This window comes from Hypericibacter sp., assembly GCF_050729195.1.
In the GTDB taxonomy this organism is placed as follows: Bacteria; Pseudomonadota; Alphaproteobacteria; order Dongiales; family Dongiaceae; genus Hypericibacter.
In genome coordinates, this window is record NZ_JBOHKS010000300.1 from 24,722 (window position 1) to 39,633 (window position 14,912).

General features: G+C 64.4%; 14 protein-coding genes. 3 read left to right on the plus strand and 11 right to left on the minus strand.

Annotated elements, in window-relative coordinates:
• The first annotated feature begins 31 nt into the window (after positions 1-31).
• From ACREE8_RS24460 to gltA, 3 genes are all read left to right on the plus strand, one after another.
• Positions 32-913, plus strand: a complete 882-nt coding sequence (locus tag ACREE8_RS24460; RefSeq protein WP_431575637.1) for a phytanoyl-CoA dioxygenase family protein — start codon at positions 32-34, stop codon at positions 911-913.
• 32 nt (positions 914-945) lie between these two features.
• Positions 946-2,346: a glutamate--tRNA ligase gene (gene gltX / locus ACREE8_RS24465; RefSeq protein ID WP_431575638.1), complete on the plus strand. Its 1,401-nt coding sequence runs from the start codon at positions 946-948 to the stop codon at positions 2,344-2,346.
• Positions 2,347-2,463: 117 nt separating this feature from the next.
• Positions 2,464-3,792 carry a citrate synthase gene (gene gltA / locus ACREE8_RS24470; protein ID WP_431575639.1) on the plus strand — a complete coding sequence of 443 codons (1,329 nt, stop codon included), beginning with the start codon at positions 2,464-2,466 and terminating at the stop codon, positions 3,790-3,792.
• Between the two features lie 80 nt (positions 3,793-3,872).
• On the opposite strand, the gene ACREE8_RS24475 is transcribed toward gltA, so the two are convergent.
• The 11 genes from ACREE8_RS24475 to ACREE8_RS24525 all read right to left on the minus strand — a co-directional run bounded on the left by ACREE8_RS24475 (position 3,873) and on the right by ACREE8_RS24525 (position 14,818).
• On the minus strand, positions 3,873-4,985 hold the full coding sequence (locus ACREE8_RS24475; RefSeq protein ID WP_431575640.1) for an AI-2E family transporter: 1,113 nt from the start codon (positions 4,983-4,985) through the stop codon (positions 3,873-3,875).
• A gap of 85 nt (positions 4,986-5,070) precedes the next feature.
• Positions 5,071-5,487 (minus strand): lactoylglutathione lyase, encoded by a 417-nt coding sequence (gene gloA, locus ACREE8_RS24480; protein ID WP_431575641.1) that lies wholly within the window; start codon positions 5,485-5,487, stop codon positions 5,071-5,073.
• Positions 5,488-5,536: 49 nt separating this feature from the next.
• The gene (gene lpxB / locus ACREE8_RS24485) at positions 5,537-6,736 is read right to left on the minus strand and encodes a lipid-A-disaccharide synthase (RefSeq protein WP_431575642.1); all 1,200 of its coding nucleotides are present in this window, start codon (positions 6,734-6,736) and stop codon (positions 5,537-5,539) included.
• Positions 6,733-7,569 (minus strand): LpxI family protein, encoded by an 837-nt coding sequence (locus ACREE8_RS24490; protein ID WP_431575643.1) that lies wholly within the window; start codon positions 7,567-7,569, stop codon positions 6,733-6,735. Before ACREE8_RS24490 ends, lpxB begins: the two co-directional genes overlap by 4 nt.
• Entirely contained in the window at positions 7,556-8,359 is an 804-nt protein-coding gene (gene lpxA / locus ACREE8_RS24495) for an acyl-ACP--UDP-N-acetylglucosamine O-acyltransferase (RefSeq protein ID WP_431575644.1), read from the minus strand. Before lpxA ends, ACREE8_RS24490 begins: the two co-directional genes overlap by 14 nt.
• On the minus strand, positions 8,359-8,829 hold the full coding sequence (gene fabZ, locus ACREE8_RS24500) for a 3-hydroxyacyl-ACP dehydratase FabZ (RefSeq protein ID WP_431575645.1): 471 nt from the start codon (positions 8,827-8,829) through the stop codon (positions 8,359-8,361). Before fabZ ends, lpxA begins: the two co-directional genes overlap by 1 nt.
• A gap of 175 nt (positions 8,830-9,004) precedes the next feature.
• Positions 9,005-9,589 (minus strand): OmpH family outer membrane protein, encoded by a 585-nt coding sequence (locus ACREE8_RS24505; protein WP_431575646.1) that lies wholly within the window; start codon positions 9,587-9,589, stop codon positions 9,005-9,007.
• Between the two features lie 6 nt (positions 9,590-9,595).
• Positions 9,596-11,890, minus strand: a complete 2,295-nt coding sequence (gene bamA, locus ACREE8_RS24510; protein WP_431575647.1) for an outer membrane protein assembly factor BamA — start codon at positions 11,888-11,890, stop codon at positions 9,596-9,598.
• A 42-nt stretch (positions 11,891-11,932) separates the two neighbouring features.
• Entirely contained in the window at positions 11,933-13,072 is a 1,140-nt protein-coding gene (gene rseP / locus ACREE8_RS24515) for an RIP metalloprotease RseP (RefSeq protein ID WP_431575650.1), read from the minus strand.
• A 172-nt stretch (positions 13,073-13,244) separates the two neighbouring features.
• Positions 13,245-14,093, minus strand: a complete 849-nt coding sequence (locus tag ACREE8_RS24520; RefSeq protein WP_431575648.1) for a phosphatidate cytidylyltransferase — start codon at positions 14,091-14,093, stop codon at positions 13,245-13,247.
• The gene (locus ACREE8_RS24525; protein ID WP_431575649.1) at positions 14,090-14,818 is read right to left on the minus strand and encodes an isoprenyl transferase; all 729 of its coding nucleotides are present in this window, start codon (positions 14,816-14,818) and stop codon (positions 14,090-14,092) included. Before ACREE8_RS24525 ends, ACREE8_RS24520 begins: the two co-directional genes overlap by 4 nt.
• Positions 14,819-14,912: the final 94 nt, after the last annotated feature.

Here is a 14,912-nt window from a genome sequence, read left to right on the forward strand (position 1 = left end):
CCGGTCCCGGCGGTCAGGGAGAAGAACGGCCATGCTCAGCGACGCACAGATGAACCAGTTCTGGCGCGACGGCTATCTGGTGGCGCCCGATGCGGTGACACCGGCGCAACTCGAGGCACTGCGCGGCGAGGTCGCGGGCTGGGTCGAGGAGAGCCGCCAACATATCGCGCCCTTCGGTCTGCCGACCCTCGACGGCCGGCCCCGTTTCGACATGGGCGAGGAACATTCCGCGGCACATCCGGCGCTGCGTCGGATCAACAATCCGTCGGATATATCCGACGCCTATATGGATGTGGTGAAGAGCTCGGCCATGACCGACATGGTGGCCGATCTGGTCGGGCCCGATCTCAAATTCCATCACTGCAAGATCAATCTCAAACTGCCCGGCACCAACACCGAGGTCGGCTATCACCAGGACTTCGCCTACACGCCGCACACCAATGACGACTTGGTCACCTGCCTGCTGATGCTGGACGACATGACCCGGGACAATGGTTGCCTCAAGGTGATCGCCGGTAGCCACAAGGGACCGCTCTATTCGCTCTATGACGGCGAGCGTTTCACCGGCGCGGTCGCGCCGGCTGTGGAACAGCAGTTCAAGCCCGTCGAGATCGCGATCACGGGCCGCGCCGGCAGCGTCTGTTTCATGCACACCTGCCTGCTGCACGGTTCGGATGCCAACCGTTCGACCAAGTCGCGCGGGCTCTATATCTGCGTCCTCAGCGCCGCCGATGCCTTCCCGCTGTCGAAGAACGTCATGGCCAATCCCAATGAAGGCATGATCCTGCGCGGCCACCCGACCCGGATGGCGCGGCTCGTGGCGCGCGACATCGAACTGCCGATCGCCTATAAGCAGGCCTCCTTCTTTGTCGTCCAGGGACAGCGCTCGGCCTCGGCCGGGGGCCGTGCCTGAGACGCGTTCCATTGTCCAGCATCAGAGACTGAATGACCGTGATTACCCGCTTTGCTCCCTCGCCCACCGGCTATCTCCATATCGGCGGCGCCCGCACGGCGCTGTTCAACTGGCTCTATTCGCGCCATCACAAGGGCAAGATCCTGCTGCGGATCGAGGACACGGATCGCCAGCGTTCGACCCAGGGCGCCATCGACGCGATCATCGAGGGATTGAACTGGCTGGGCCTCGATTTCGATGCGCCGCCGGTGTTCCAGTTCGCCCGCGCGCCGCGCCATGCCGAGGTGGCCCGGTCGCTGCTCGACAAGGGCCGCGCCTATTACTGCTATTGCTCACCCGAAGAGCTGCAGGCCATGCGCGACAAGGCCAAGGCCGAGGGCAAGCCGATGCGCTATGACGGGCGCTGGCGCGACCGCGATCCCAGCGAAGCGCCTCCGGGCGTGGCGCCGGTCATCCGCCTCAAGGCGCCGCAGACCGGCGAGACCCTGGTCAAGGATCAGGTGCAGGGCGAGGTCCGGGTCGGCAATGAGCAGCTCGACGACATGGTGCTGTTGCGCAGCGACGGCACGCCCACCTACATGCTCTCGGTCGTGGTCGACGATCACGACATGGCGATCACCCATGTGATCCGCGGCGACGACCATCTGACCAACACCTTCCGCCAGGTGCAGCTCTATCAGGCGCTGGACTGGAACATCCCCTCCTTCGCGCATATCCCGCTCATCCATGGCCCCGACGGCGCCAAGCTGTCGAAGCGGCATGGCGCGCTGGGGGTCGATGCCTATCGTGAGCTGGGTTATCTGCCCGAGGCCTTGCGCAACTATCTCCTGCGGCTCGGCTGGGCCCATGGCGACGACGAGATCATCTCGACCGAGCAGGCGATCGAGTGGTTCGATCTCGGGGCCGTCGGCCGCTCGCCGGCCCGCTTCGACTTCGCCAAGCTCGACAATCTCAACGGCCATTATCTGCGGCTGGCCGATAACGCGCGGCTGGTCGATCTGATCCTGCCGCGCATCGAGAAGCGGCTCGGCGGACCTGCGAGTGCGGAGGGAAAGCAGCGCCTGCTGGCCGGCATGAGCGGCCTCAAGGAGCGCGCCAAGACCCTCGAGCAGCTGGCCGACAGCGCCGTGTTCTTCTTCAAATCCAGGCCGCTGGAATTCGAGCCCAAGGCCTCGGCGCTGCTGCATCCGGCGGCGCGCACGGCACTGCGCGGGCTATTGAACCGGTTCGAAGCCTTGCCGGAATGGACTGCCGCGGCGCTCGAGGAGGCCACCCGGGCCTATGCCCAGGAGGCCGGCATCAAGCTCGGCGACGTCGCCCAGCCGCTGCGCGCGGCCCTGACCGGACAGACCACTTCGCCGCCCATCTTCGAGGTGGCGGCGGTATTCGGCCGGGCCGAAACCCTTGCTCGAATCAAGGACATCGCCGCCTGATCTCACCTGTCACTAATGGTTAATTGATCGGGCCGAGGATAGGCACTAGTTTCGTGCGGCCGCCCCGGGGGGAGAGCCGCGGCCGAAATCCGCATGAGCAGCCGAAAGGGATCTGAGATGGCCACAAAGTCTGGCGCCAAGACGGAACCCCAGTCGAAGGATTGGGTCACAGTCACCGATCATCGAAGCGGCAAGAGCTTCGATCTGCCGGTCCTCGACGGGACCTTGGGGCCGTCCGTCATCGACGTGCGCAAGCTCTATGGCGATCAGGGCTATTTCACCTACGACCCGGGCTTCACCTCGACCGGCAGCTGCCAGTCGAAGATCACCTATATCGACGGCGAAAACGGCGTCCTGCTCCATCGCGGCTATCCGATCGAGGAGCTGGCCGAGCATAGCGACTTCCTGGAGGTCTGCTATCTCCTGCTCCATGGCGAGCTGCCCAGCGCCAAGGAGAAGACGCAGTTCGAGCGCAACATCACCTACCACACGATGCTGCATGAGCAGATCCACGCGATCTATCGCGGCTTCCGTCGCGACGCGCATCCGATGGCCTTGATGGTTGGCGTGGTCGGCGCGCTCTCGGCCTTCTATCACGACAGCCTCGACATCTCGGACGCGCGCCAGCGCGAGATCGCCTCGCACCGCCTGATCGCCAAGGTGCCGACGATCGCGGCCATGGCCTACAAATATTCGGTGGGCCAGCCCTTCGTCTATCCGCGCAACGATCTGGGCTTCGCCGAGAACTTCCTGCGCATGACCTTCGCCGTGCCGGCCGAGGAGTACAAGGTCAACCCGGTCATCGCCAAGGCGATGGACAAGATCTTCATCCTCCATGCCGATCACGAGCAGAACGCCTCGACCTCGACGGTCCGTGTCGCCGGCTCGAGCGGCGCCAATCCCTTCGCCTGCATCGCCGCCGGTATCGCCTCGCTCTGGGGTCCCGCGCATGGCGGCGCCAACGAGGCGGTGTTGGCCATGCTGCATCAGATCGGCCACAAGGACCGCATCCCCGAATTCATCAAGCGCGCGAAGGACAAGGACGATCCCTTCCGCCTGATGGGCTTCGGCCACCGCGTCTACAAGAATTACGATCCCCGCGCGGCCGTGATCCGCAAGTCCTGCCACGAAGTGCTGGATGCGCTCGGCATCCGCGACGAGCCCCTGCTCGACCTCGCCATGGAGCTGGAGCGGATCGCGCTCGAGGATCCCTACTTCGTCGAACGCAAGCTGTTCCCGAACGTCGATTTCTATTCGGGCATCATCCTGCAGGCGGTGGGCTTCCCGACCTCGATGTTCACCGTCCTCTTCGCGGTCGCCCGCACCGTCGGCTGGGTCGCGCAGTGGAACGAGATGATCGAGGATCCGGAGCAGCGCATCAGCCGGCCCCGGCAGCTCTATACCGGCCACGACAAGCGCGCCTATGTGGCGATGAACAAGCGCTGATCGGTCTCATCCGACCGCAACGACAAAGGGCGGCCTCTTGGGGCCGCCCTTTTCATTTGCGTCATTGACCAAGCTTTGGCCTAGACCGCGGGACCGCCCGATTTGTCGTTCGGGGGCGGCGTGGGTGCCGTGGTGGCGGCCGCGATCACCGGCTTGCGCCCGCCGATGCTCCACTCCATGAGCAGGGTGAAGCCCAGCGCCAGCAGGGTCGGCCCGAGGAAGATACCGATGAAGCCGAAGGCCAGGACGCCGCCGATGACGCCGAGAAAGACCAGCAGGAGCGGCATGCGGCTCTCCCGGCTGATCAGATAGGGCCGCACGATGTTGTCGATGCCGCTGATGCTGATGAAGCCCCAGATCGCCATGAAGAGCGCCCAGCCCGGCTGGCCGGTATAGAGCAGCCAGATGGCGACGGGGGCCCACACGAAGGGCGGGCCGCCGGGCACCAGCGACAGCATGAAGGTCAGAAAACCCAGCAACAGGGTGCCGGGCACGCCGGCGATCCAGAAGCCGATCGAGGCCATGGCCGCCTGGGCGATCGCGGTGCCGATGATTCCGTAGACGACGCTCTTGGTGGTGCTGCCCGCGACGTTCAGCAGATGGCGCGCCCGCTCGCCGGCGAACCGTCCTGCCGCGGCATGGAGCCGTTCCGCGGCGAACTGGCCATCGCGATAGACGAAGAAGCAGACCAGCACGCTCAAGGCCAGCTCCAGCACGCCGCGGCCGAGCGTGGCGCCGCTCTGCAGCGCCCAGACGCGCGCCTGGCCGATATAGGGTCCGAGCGCCGCGGTATAGGTCGAGCCCTCCTGCGCGAGAGCCTCCCAGTAGCGACGGACGTCTTGCGAGATCAGCGGGATCTTGTCGACCCAGGGGGCCGGCTCCGGCACGCCCTGCGCCAGCACTTCGCGGACGACCTCCGCGACGCTGGCGACATGCTGCGCCAGCGTGGCGCCCAGGACCGCCAGCGGCAGCACGAGGACCGCCGCCACCAGCAGCGTCATCAGGAGCGCTGCCCAGAACTCGCGGCCGCCCAGGCGCCGCAGCAGCCGTTGATAGAGCGGCCAGGTCGTGTAGCTGAGAATGACGGCCCAGAGCAGCGAGGTGAGGAAGGGCCGCATCACCAGGAAGCAGCCCACGATCAACACCGCGAGCAGCGTCAGCCCCACCACATATTCCGTTCTTGTCGGTCTCATCGCCATGTCCGGAACCCGCGCGGTTGCTGCAGGCGCTCGATGCCTTCCGGGCGATGGGATGACAGCACGAGCGGGTCCCGCGGCCCTAGAGGGATTTCTCGACGAGCTCGATCTTGTAGCCGTCGGGATCCTCGACGAAGGCGATGACGCTGCCGCCATGCTTCATCGGGCCGGGCGGGCGTGGAATCTTCACGCCTTCCTTCGCCAGACGCTCGCAGGTGCCGTAGATATCGCCGACGCCGATGGCGAGATGGCCGAAGGCGGTGCCGAGCTGGTAGGGATCTTTCTGGCCCCAATTGTGGGTCAGTTCGACGACGGCAGTCTCGGTCTCGTCGCCGAAGCCGACGAAGGCCAGCGTGAATTCGCCGCTGGGATAGTCCTTGCGGCGAAGCAGTTTCATGCCCAGCAGGCGGGTATAGAAATCGATCGATTTGTCGAGGTCGAGCACGCGCAGCATCGTGTGGAGGAAGCGCGGCTGTGCAGCGTGGGCGGCGGTGGTCATCGCGTCAGTTGCCTCTCTCTGATCCCATGACATCGGGTTGGCGTCCATCCTACAGTCCAGGCGCCGGCCTCGCCAGCAGGTCGGCCAGCAGGGCCGCCGCCCGTTCGGACGGGCGGCCCTCGATTGCCAGCTTCGCCATGACCTCGCGGAAGCCGGCCTTTTGCGCGGCCCGCGCTTGCGGATCGCGCAGCAGCGTCAAGGCCTGCTTGACGAGGGCGTCAGGTTCGCAAGCCTCCTGCAGGAGCTCAGGGACGATTGGCCGGTCGAGCAGCAGATTGGGAAGCCCGGCGAAACGAACCCGTGCCATATGGCGTATGAGCGCCGCCGAGATGAAGCCGCCGCGATAGACGATGACCATCGGCGTCCCCGCCGCCGCCAGCTCCAGCGTCACCGTGCCCGAAGCGGCGAGTGCCACATCGCAAGCCGCATAGGCATCGAACCGATCCTGCTCGGCGGCCAGCAGCAAGGGCGGTTGCGGCCAGGATATCGTGGCCGTGCGCAGTTCCGCGATCAGGCCGGGCAATGTGGGCATCACAAAGCGGCCCCGTGGGTCGATCTGGTGCAAGCGAGCCGCGGCTTCGCTCAACACCGGCAGGAGGTGGCGCAGCTCGCTTCGCCGGCTGCCGGGCAGAAGACCGATCAACGGCGCCTCGGGGGGAATCTGGAAGCGCTGCCGGAAACCGGTGCTCGTTGACTCCGCCCTCAATCGCTCGAGAGCCGGATGGCCGACATAGTGGCAGTCGATGCCGACGGTTTTGAAGATGGCCGGTTCGAACGGCAGGATCGCCAGCAGGCGATCGACGCGCCCGACCCAATGACGCAGGCGACCGGGTCGCCAAGCCCACACCGCCGGCGCTCCGTAATGCGCCGTGGCGATGCCGCTGCCGCGCAACCGGTCGAGGAGCCGGCCGTTGAATCCGGGGCTGTCGATGGTAACGACGAGGTCGGGCCGATCGGTGCGAATCCTCGTGGCCGTTTCCCGCAACCGCCGCACCAAGCGGGGCAGATGCGGCACCACTTCGGCAAATCCCATCAGCGTCAGCTCGCGCATCGGAAAGAGGCTCTGCAGCCCCTCGTCCGTCATGTGCTCGCCACCGATCCCGGAGAATGCGACGTCGCCAAGCTTGCAACGCAGCGCACTCATGAGTTGGGCGCCCAGACGATCGCCGGAAGGCTCGCCGGCAATAAGAAAGATCCGAACCGGGCGATGCCGGTCTCGTGGCGTCGCGCCAGCCGCGCTTGGCGTCACTCAGGGGCCTCGACGGCAAGCAGAAAAAGGCCCAGGCGATCGGCTTCGGCCACAGTGGCCTCGGAATCGATGATCAAGGTGCTGCCGGCCTCGATGGCGATGCCGGAAAAACCGGCGGCGGCGGCGCACGCCACCGTCGCCGGGCCGATGGTCGGCGGATCGGCGCGAATCTCCTGCTGCGGTTTGCGCAGCTTGACCAGGACGGGACCGATCCCGTCGTGCCGCAGCGCGCCGCAGCGCTCGATCAGCCTGTCGGTGCCTTCCACCGCCTCGACCCCGAGCACGAGCCCGGCCTGGATCACCACGGCATGCCCGATATCGAGCCTGCCGATCGCGCGTGCGACGCGGATGCCGATCTGGATATCGTCGCGTTGCGACCCGTCGGGAGACAGGCGACCCAGCGGCCCGGGTGCGAGGTGAGTGTCTCCCAGGAGCTCGGCGGGCGCACGGACCTTGAACCCTTCAGTCTCGCACGTCGCCACGATGGCGGCCATGAGAGCGTTGTCGCCTTTATCGGCCTTGAGCGCGAACTCGGCGATGAATTTCGTGGCGCGCCAGTCCGGCCGCAGCGCGCGCCAGGAGGGCCGCTCCACCTTCCCGGCAAAGACCACCTCTTGGCACCCCGCTTGCCGCATCCTCTCGAACATCTCGCCGGCAGCGCCCAAGCGGACAGTCTGGAAGGGAAGCCCGGCATGGAGAGTTGGATCTGCGTGGCCATCGAGCAACAGCAGGTGGAACTTGCGTCCCTGTGCGACACATCGGTCGGCGATACGGCGCGGCAGCGAACCGGCGCCGGCGATGATACCGAGCGTGAGGAGATCAGTAGCGACCATGGCGCTGGCCCGGCTTGCACAGCGATCGGGTCTGACAGCCGCGGATGAACTCAAGCACGGGTTGTGCCAGAGGCTCCTCTGCGAATTCGGTCATGGTCCGCTCCAAGCGGCGGGCAAAGGTGCCGGACCCTTCGAACAAACTGCGATAGACCGCGCGCAGGGTCAGGATGGATTTGCGATCGAAGCCGCGCCGCTTCAGCCCGACCAGATTGAGGCCGGAGAGATGAGCGGGATTGCCGACAACCATGCCGAACGGAATCACGTCCGCCGCGCAAGGCGTCATGCCGCCGATCATGGCATGCTTGCCGATGCGGACATGCTGATGCACGGCCGTCAGCCCGCCGATCACGACATGATCGCCGATGCTCACATGGCCGCCGAGCGTGGCCTGGTTGGCCATGATGACATGATGGCCGACATGGCAGTCATGAGCGATATGAACGCCCATCATGAAAAACCCATCATCGCCGACGGAAGTTCGTCCCCCGCCCATCGCCGTGCCGCGATTGATGGTGGTGTATTCGCGGATACGGCAATTCCGTCCGATCTGCAGCTCGGTCGGCTCGCCGGCATAGCGCAAATGCTGGGGCGCGCCGCCCAGGGCCGCGAAAGGATGCACCACCGTCCCCTCGCCGATATGTGTGCGGCCTTCGACGACCACATGGGCCATCAGTTCGACGGACGGCCCGAGAACGACCTCGGGGCCTACAACGCAATAAGGGCCGATCTTGACGTCGGTGGCGATTTGGGCCCCTGTGGCGATGATGGCAGTCGGATCAATAGCCCCCATCAATCGTCCCTGATCATCGCGGTGATGGTGGCTTCCGCAACCACATTGCCGTCCACCTTGGCTTCGCCGACGAACTTCCAGACATTGCCCCGCTTGCGATCCTTGCTGACATGGACGCGCATCTGATCGCCGGGGACGACCGGTCGCCGGAAACGGGCGCCATCGACCGACATGAAATAGACGAGCTTGCCTTCGGCTTCCTTGCCCAGCGTGAAGGCCACGAGCACGGCGGCGGTCTGCGCCATGGCTTCGATGATCAACACCCCCGGCATCACAGGCTGGCGTTGGAAATGACCCTGGAAAAAGGCCTCGTTGATCGAGACGTTCTTGATCCCGACGGCGCTGACGTCGGAGATCAGATCCACGGCCTTGTCGATCAACAGAAAGGGGTAGCGATGCGGAATCATCTCCATGACCCGCATCACATCTATCGCGCTCAGCGTCCGGCTTTCGACCGCGCCCTCGCTCATCGCTCTCACTCCTTGAAACCGCGCATCGCGTCCCTGCCCGCCCATCGGCCGGGCGTCTCCATCGCCAGGTCGGAATGTCGGCATTTCCGAACAGGCGCTCGATCTTAGCGCGAATCGGCCGGGCCCGGAACGTCCGTGGTCTCGGCGGCTCCGGTAACGAATTGAGGCGCGGAGGTTACTGCGTGGGCTTGGGGATCGTGACCGACGGCAGCTTGGCGTTGAGCCCCTTGAGGGCGTCGGCGGTGATATCGAAGCCGTTGGCGCTCAACGGAACCGCCCGCTTGTCGAGGATCAGGGTCAGGCTGCGCTGCTTGGCGATGTCCGTGAGGACCCCGGCCAGCGCCTGGCTGACCTGCCCCATGCCCGCGTTGAACGCATCTTCGAGCTGCTGCTTCAGCTTCTCGGAGTTCTGGCGAAGCTGATCCATCTGCTGCCGGAGCTGATCCTGCTTCTTGGCAAAATCGTCCGCCGACAGGGTTGCCCGCTGCTCGGCGAGCTTCTTGTCCACATCGCGCAGCGCATTTTCCTGCTGGGCGATCTGGGCCTGGTAGGTGTCCTTCTGCTTGTCCACCTGGGCGCGAACCGACTTGGCCGCGCTCGAATCCCGCAGAATCTGCTGGATGTCGATGACCGCAATGGCGACCGGAATTTGCTGAGCGGGTTGGGTCGTATCAGCCCGGGCGATGGGGGCTGTAACCGGCGCCAACACGGCGAACGCCATCATGGCCAACGCCATCTGGCGGTACCTTAGGTGCTTCATTTGTGCCTAGAATCTCGTTCCTACGCTGAACCGGAACAACTCTTCCTTATCGTAACTCTCCTTCTTGATCGGATACGCCAGATCGACGGCGATCGGACCGAACGGAGAGCGCCAAGTAATGCCTGTTCCGATAGAGACGCGCAATACATTCTCATCGACCGAGGTGGAGGTACTCAGGTCCGAGTTCCAGAGTGAACCAAAATCTGTGAAAACGCGGCCACGAATTTGATATTCCTCAGGTAATCCTAACGGGAACGCGAGCTGGAAAGTACCCACATAGTAGATGTCTCCGCCCAGGAAATCGCCTGTGGCAAGGTCACGCGGCCCCAACCCGCCGATCTTGAAGCCACGGAATGTGGTGCCGCCCAAGCTGAAGGAGTCGATGATTTTGACGCTGTCGCCGAACAGACCGTGGATGTAACCGGCCTGACCTTCCACGCTGGCGGTCAAGTCCCCGCCGAAGGTGTAGTAGTAACCGGCATAGAACTGATGCGAACTGTAATACACATCGCCGCCCAGGCCGGAGAAGTCGTTGGACAACTGCAGATAGTAGCCCGTCCGGGGGTCGAACCGGCTGTCGCGCCGGTCATAGATCAGATCCTCACCGACCAGAGAGCTGTAGGAGACGCCCTTCGACTGCTGAATCGCGATCGAAGCGTTGTTATCGACGTTGTAGATGTCCTGGCGCGTGAAGCGATAGCGCCAAGTCTGCCGCAGATATTCCTGGATATCGTAGGAGCCTCGCACACCGCCGCCCAGCTGGCTTTGCTCGAATGAACTCTCGTCGCGCTGAGTCTGGGTGCGGAACAGATCGACGCCCGCGGCCAGCGGCAAATCCAAGAAGTAAGGATCGGTGAAGCTCAGATTGACCTGCGAACTGCGGCCCGAGATGGTGAAATCCAGGCGCAGATCGTAACCGAGGCCCAGCAGGTTTCGTTCACGCAGGTTGATCTGGCCCAACGGGCCGTCGCCGGTCGAGTAACCGATGCCGAAGGTCAGTTCGCCGGTCGACTGCTCCTCGACATTGACGTTCAAGTCGATCTTGTCGGGGTCGTCGGCGGGCTTGGCCGTGATGTCGACCTTGCTGAAGAAGCCCAGATTCTGGATGCGCTGGCGGGTGCGCTGCAATTTCGTGCTGTTGAACGCGTCGCCTTCGGCGATCCGGAACTCGCGTCGGATGACCTTGTCCAGCGTGCGAACATTGCCGGTGATATCGATGCGATTGACGAAGACGCGCGGGCCTTCCTCCACCAGATAGGTGAGGTTGATGATCTTGTTGCCCTTGTCGTCGGTGGTCCGCTCCAGCTTCGGCTCGATCTTGACGAAGGCATAGCCCAGCGTGCCGATCGCCGTGGTCATCTGGTCGATCGACTTCTGGATGGCCGAGGAGTCGAAGGTGTCTCCCTCGCTCGTCTCGAGATATTGCTGCAGAGCGTCGGGCGCGAGGCCCTTCAGCTGAGAATCGACCGTCACCGTGCCGAAGTTGTAGATGTCGCCCTCATCGACCGTGAAGGTGATGAAGAAGGACTTCAGGTCGGACGACAGCTCGGCCACGGCCGAGACCACCTCGAAATCGGCATAGCCGTTGGAGGTGTAGTATTTGGTCAGCGCGTCCTGGTCGGCGGCGAGCCGGTCGGGATCGTAGATGTCGCTGCTCGAGAGGAACCGGTAGAACGCGGTTTCCTTGGTCAGGATCTGATCGCGCAGCGTGCTGTCGCTGAAGGCCTTGTTGCCGACGAAGTCGATGCGCTCGACCGTCGTCAGCGATCCTTCGTGGATCTCGAAGACGAGGTTGACACGGTTCTGGTCGAGCGGGATGACCTTGGGCTCGACCGTCGCGGCATAGCGCCCCGACCGGCGGTAAAGCTCGAGAATGCGCTTGGTGTCTTCCTGCACGCGGGTCTGGGTGTAGACCGTGCGCGGTCGCAGCTGCACTTCGCTCTGCAGCTGCTTGTCGTCGATGCGGTCGTTACCCTCGAACGCCAGCTCGTTGATGATCGGGTTTTCTTTGACGACGACGACCAGCGTGCTGCCGTCGCGCTGGAAGGTCACGTCGGCGAAGAGGCCGGTCGCGAACAGCGCCTTGAGGGCACGGTCGATTCGAGCCGGCTCGAATGGATCGCCGGGCGAAATCTGCATATAGGATCGAACCGTCTCGGATTCGATACGCTGGTTGCCTTCGACGCGGATGTCGGAGATCGGCTCGCCCGTGAAAAATTCCTGGGCGTGCACCGCCTGAAGCAAGCCACCGGTCAGAAGCAATCCAAGCGCCAGCAGGAACCCGTTGAACCAAACCCGCACGCGCTGCCCCCTAGACGCGAACCCCTTTTGGCTAGACCCCCGTCAGCCGATCAGGGTTCGGAAATGCTTGAAAATCTCCAGCGACACGAGATCATTCCATGTCGCAAAGACGAACAGCGTCAATACCATAGCCAACCCGATCCGCAAACCCCATTCCTCCGCCCGCGCGGAAAGTCTGCGGCCGCGCGTGGCTTCGGCCATGTAGAACACCAGATGGCCGCCATCGAGCATGGGCACGGGGAACAGATTGATCAGTCCGAGATTGATCGAAAGCACCGCCGTGAATGTCACCCAGGCCGGGAATCCGAGCTTTGCGACGTCGCCGGACATCTTGCCGATACGGAGCACGCCGCCGAGCTCGTCGCTCGATCGCGTGCCGATCACCATTTGCCACACAGCCTTCAGGATGTTGGAGGTGGCGTTCGCGGTTTCGCGCATCGCGGCGCCCACCGCCTGCACGGGACCGTAATGAATCACCTCGGCATCGCCGCTGCTGCTGATTCCGAGGCGCCCGGCGCTGTGCTGATTGCCGAAATTGTCGGTCAGCACAACCACCTGGGGCACCGCCTTCAGGGTCAGCGCCTGCCCGTCCCGCTCGACGCCGATCGTCAACGGCTCATTCAGGCCCATTTCGACCGTGCGCGCGATCTGCTCGAAACGCGTCACAGGCTGACCGTTCAGCGAGACCACCTTGTCGCCGGACTCGAGCCCGGCCGCCGCCGCGGCACTTCCTTCGGTGACGCCGCCGACCACGGTCGAGGAGACCTGCTGGCCGAAGCTGGCGAACAGGATGGTGAAGACGATGGCCGCGAAGACGTAATTGGAGGCCGGGCCGGCGACGACGATCGCCATGCGGCGGATGACAGGTTTATGGAAGAAGGATACCGAGCGCTCCTCGGGCGTCATCGGCCGCGACTGGTCGTTGCCGGCGTCCGTGTCCTCGCGATCGCCGAACATCTTCACATAACCGCCCAGCGGCAGGGCCGAGACTTTCCAGCGGGTGCCATGGCTGTCGGTGAAGCCGAACAGCTCGGGGCCGAAACCGATCGAGAACACCTCGACCTTCACCCCTGCCCACCGGGCCACGAGGTAATGGCCCAGCTCGTGGACGAAAACCACGACGGTCAGGACGGCAACGAAGCTCACGGGGTATTGCAGGAACGGCGGCAGGAAATCGAGCATCAAGCAACCTCGAGGGATCGTTGCATTGGCGGGTGGATCAATCTAGCGGATCGGGGGCCGCTCGCCGATCAGTTAAGCGCGAGCGACACTAGGATAAGCGCCAACCGGCTGACAAGGCCTGAACGTCAGCCATTTTCGCCTATAACATTAAAAATCAAAGAGTTATATGCGGTCAGGACCCCCAAACCGCAAGGGGCGAACCGCCGCCCCAGAGGGCGAATCCGGCGACGATCAAGGCGACGGCCACCAGGCCGTCGACCCGGTCCAGGATTCCGCCATGGCCGGGAATCAAACCTGAACTGTCCTTCACCCCGAAGCGGCGCTTGACCGCAGATTCGAAAATATCCCCTGCCTGCTCGGCCAGGGCCAGGAGCAGGCTCAGCCCGGTCAGCAGCCAGGGGTTCGGCTGCCCCGCCCAGCAGGCCGCCAGATAGCCGATGATGGCGGCACCCACGGCACCCCCTGCGAGACCGGCCCAAGTCTTGCTCGGCGAAACGCGCGGAATCAGCTTCGGCCCGCCGATCAGTTTTCCTGCGGTGTAGGCGGCGGTATCGACGGCCCAGACCAGGAACAGCACCCAGAGCAGCGTCGCCAACCCGGAGACCGGGTCATCGCGCAGCCATACCATTGCGAGGCTGGGAAGCCCTGCATAGAGGATACCCAGCGACACCCAGGCGCCGGCTACCCAGCCTTCTCCAAGACTCGCCACCAAGCCCAGCAGCAGAGCGCCGCCCAGAAGCGCCCAGAGCGCCAACGGCACCTGGCCGAATCCCAGCAGAAGCACCGCCGCCGCCGCCAGAAGCACCATCGCCCAACCGACGGCGCCGACCGTTCCCTGAGCCGTCAGCCGGCGCCATTCCCAGGCCATCATGCCCGCGGCCAGGGCCACCAGGAGCGTCCAGTAAGGATGGCCCAGCCAGAGCGCGCCCAGCACGACAGGCATCATGACAAAGGCGGCGACAATCCGGCGCGCCAGCGAATGAGAGGCGCTGGTCGCGCCAGGCGCGGCGGGAGCGGTCACGCGGAGCGGCCGTAGCGCCGTTCGCGGCCGCTGAATTCCTGAATTGCCGCCGCCAGATCGTCCTTCCCGAATTCCGGCCAATGCTTTTCCACGAACACCAGCTCGGAATAAGCGGACTGCCAGAGCAGGAAATTGCTGAAGCGTTTTTCGCCGCTGGTGCGGATCACCAGATCGGGATCGGGCATGTCGGCCGTGAAGAGATAGCGCTGGACCAGATCCTCGTCGACGCGGTCGGCGGAGATGCGTCCTGCCGCGACATCCATGGCGATCCGGCGCGTCGCTGCCGCGATCTCAGCACGACCGCCATAGGACAAGGCCATGGTGAGCCGCATGCGCGCATTGGCGCTGGTCATGGCCTCGGCATTCTCGATCAGCCGGACGATGGCGGGACTGAGCCGCTGGCGATCGCCGATGACCGAGAGGCGGATTCCATTGCGATGCAGCTCCTCGATCTCGCGTTCCAGATAGAAGCGCAGCAGCTGCATCAGATCGTCGACCTCGGTGGCCGGGCGGCTCCAATTTTCGGAGGAGAAGCCGAACAGAGTCAGATAGCCGATGCCCAGCTCGGCCGCGCCCTGCACCGTGCGCCGCGCCGCTTCGGCGCCGCGCTGATGGCCGATCGCGCGCGGCAGGCCGCGAGCCTTCGCCCAACGGCCATTGCCATCCATGATGATCGCAACATGGAGCGGCAGGACGGGACCGAACGATTTGGGCAGAGGTTCCATACTCAGACCTGCATGATCTCCTTTTCCTTCTGGGCGAGCGTCTCGTCCACCTTCTTGATATGCCCGTCGGTCGCCTTCTGGACCTCGTCCGAGC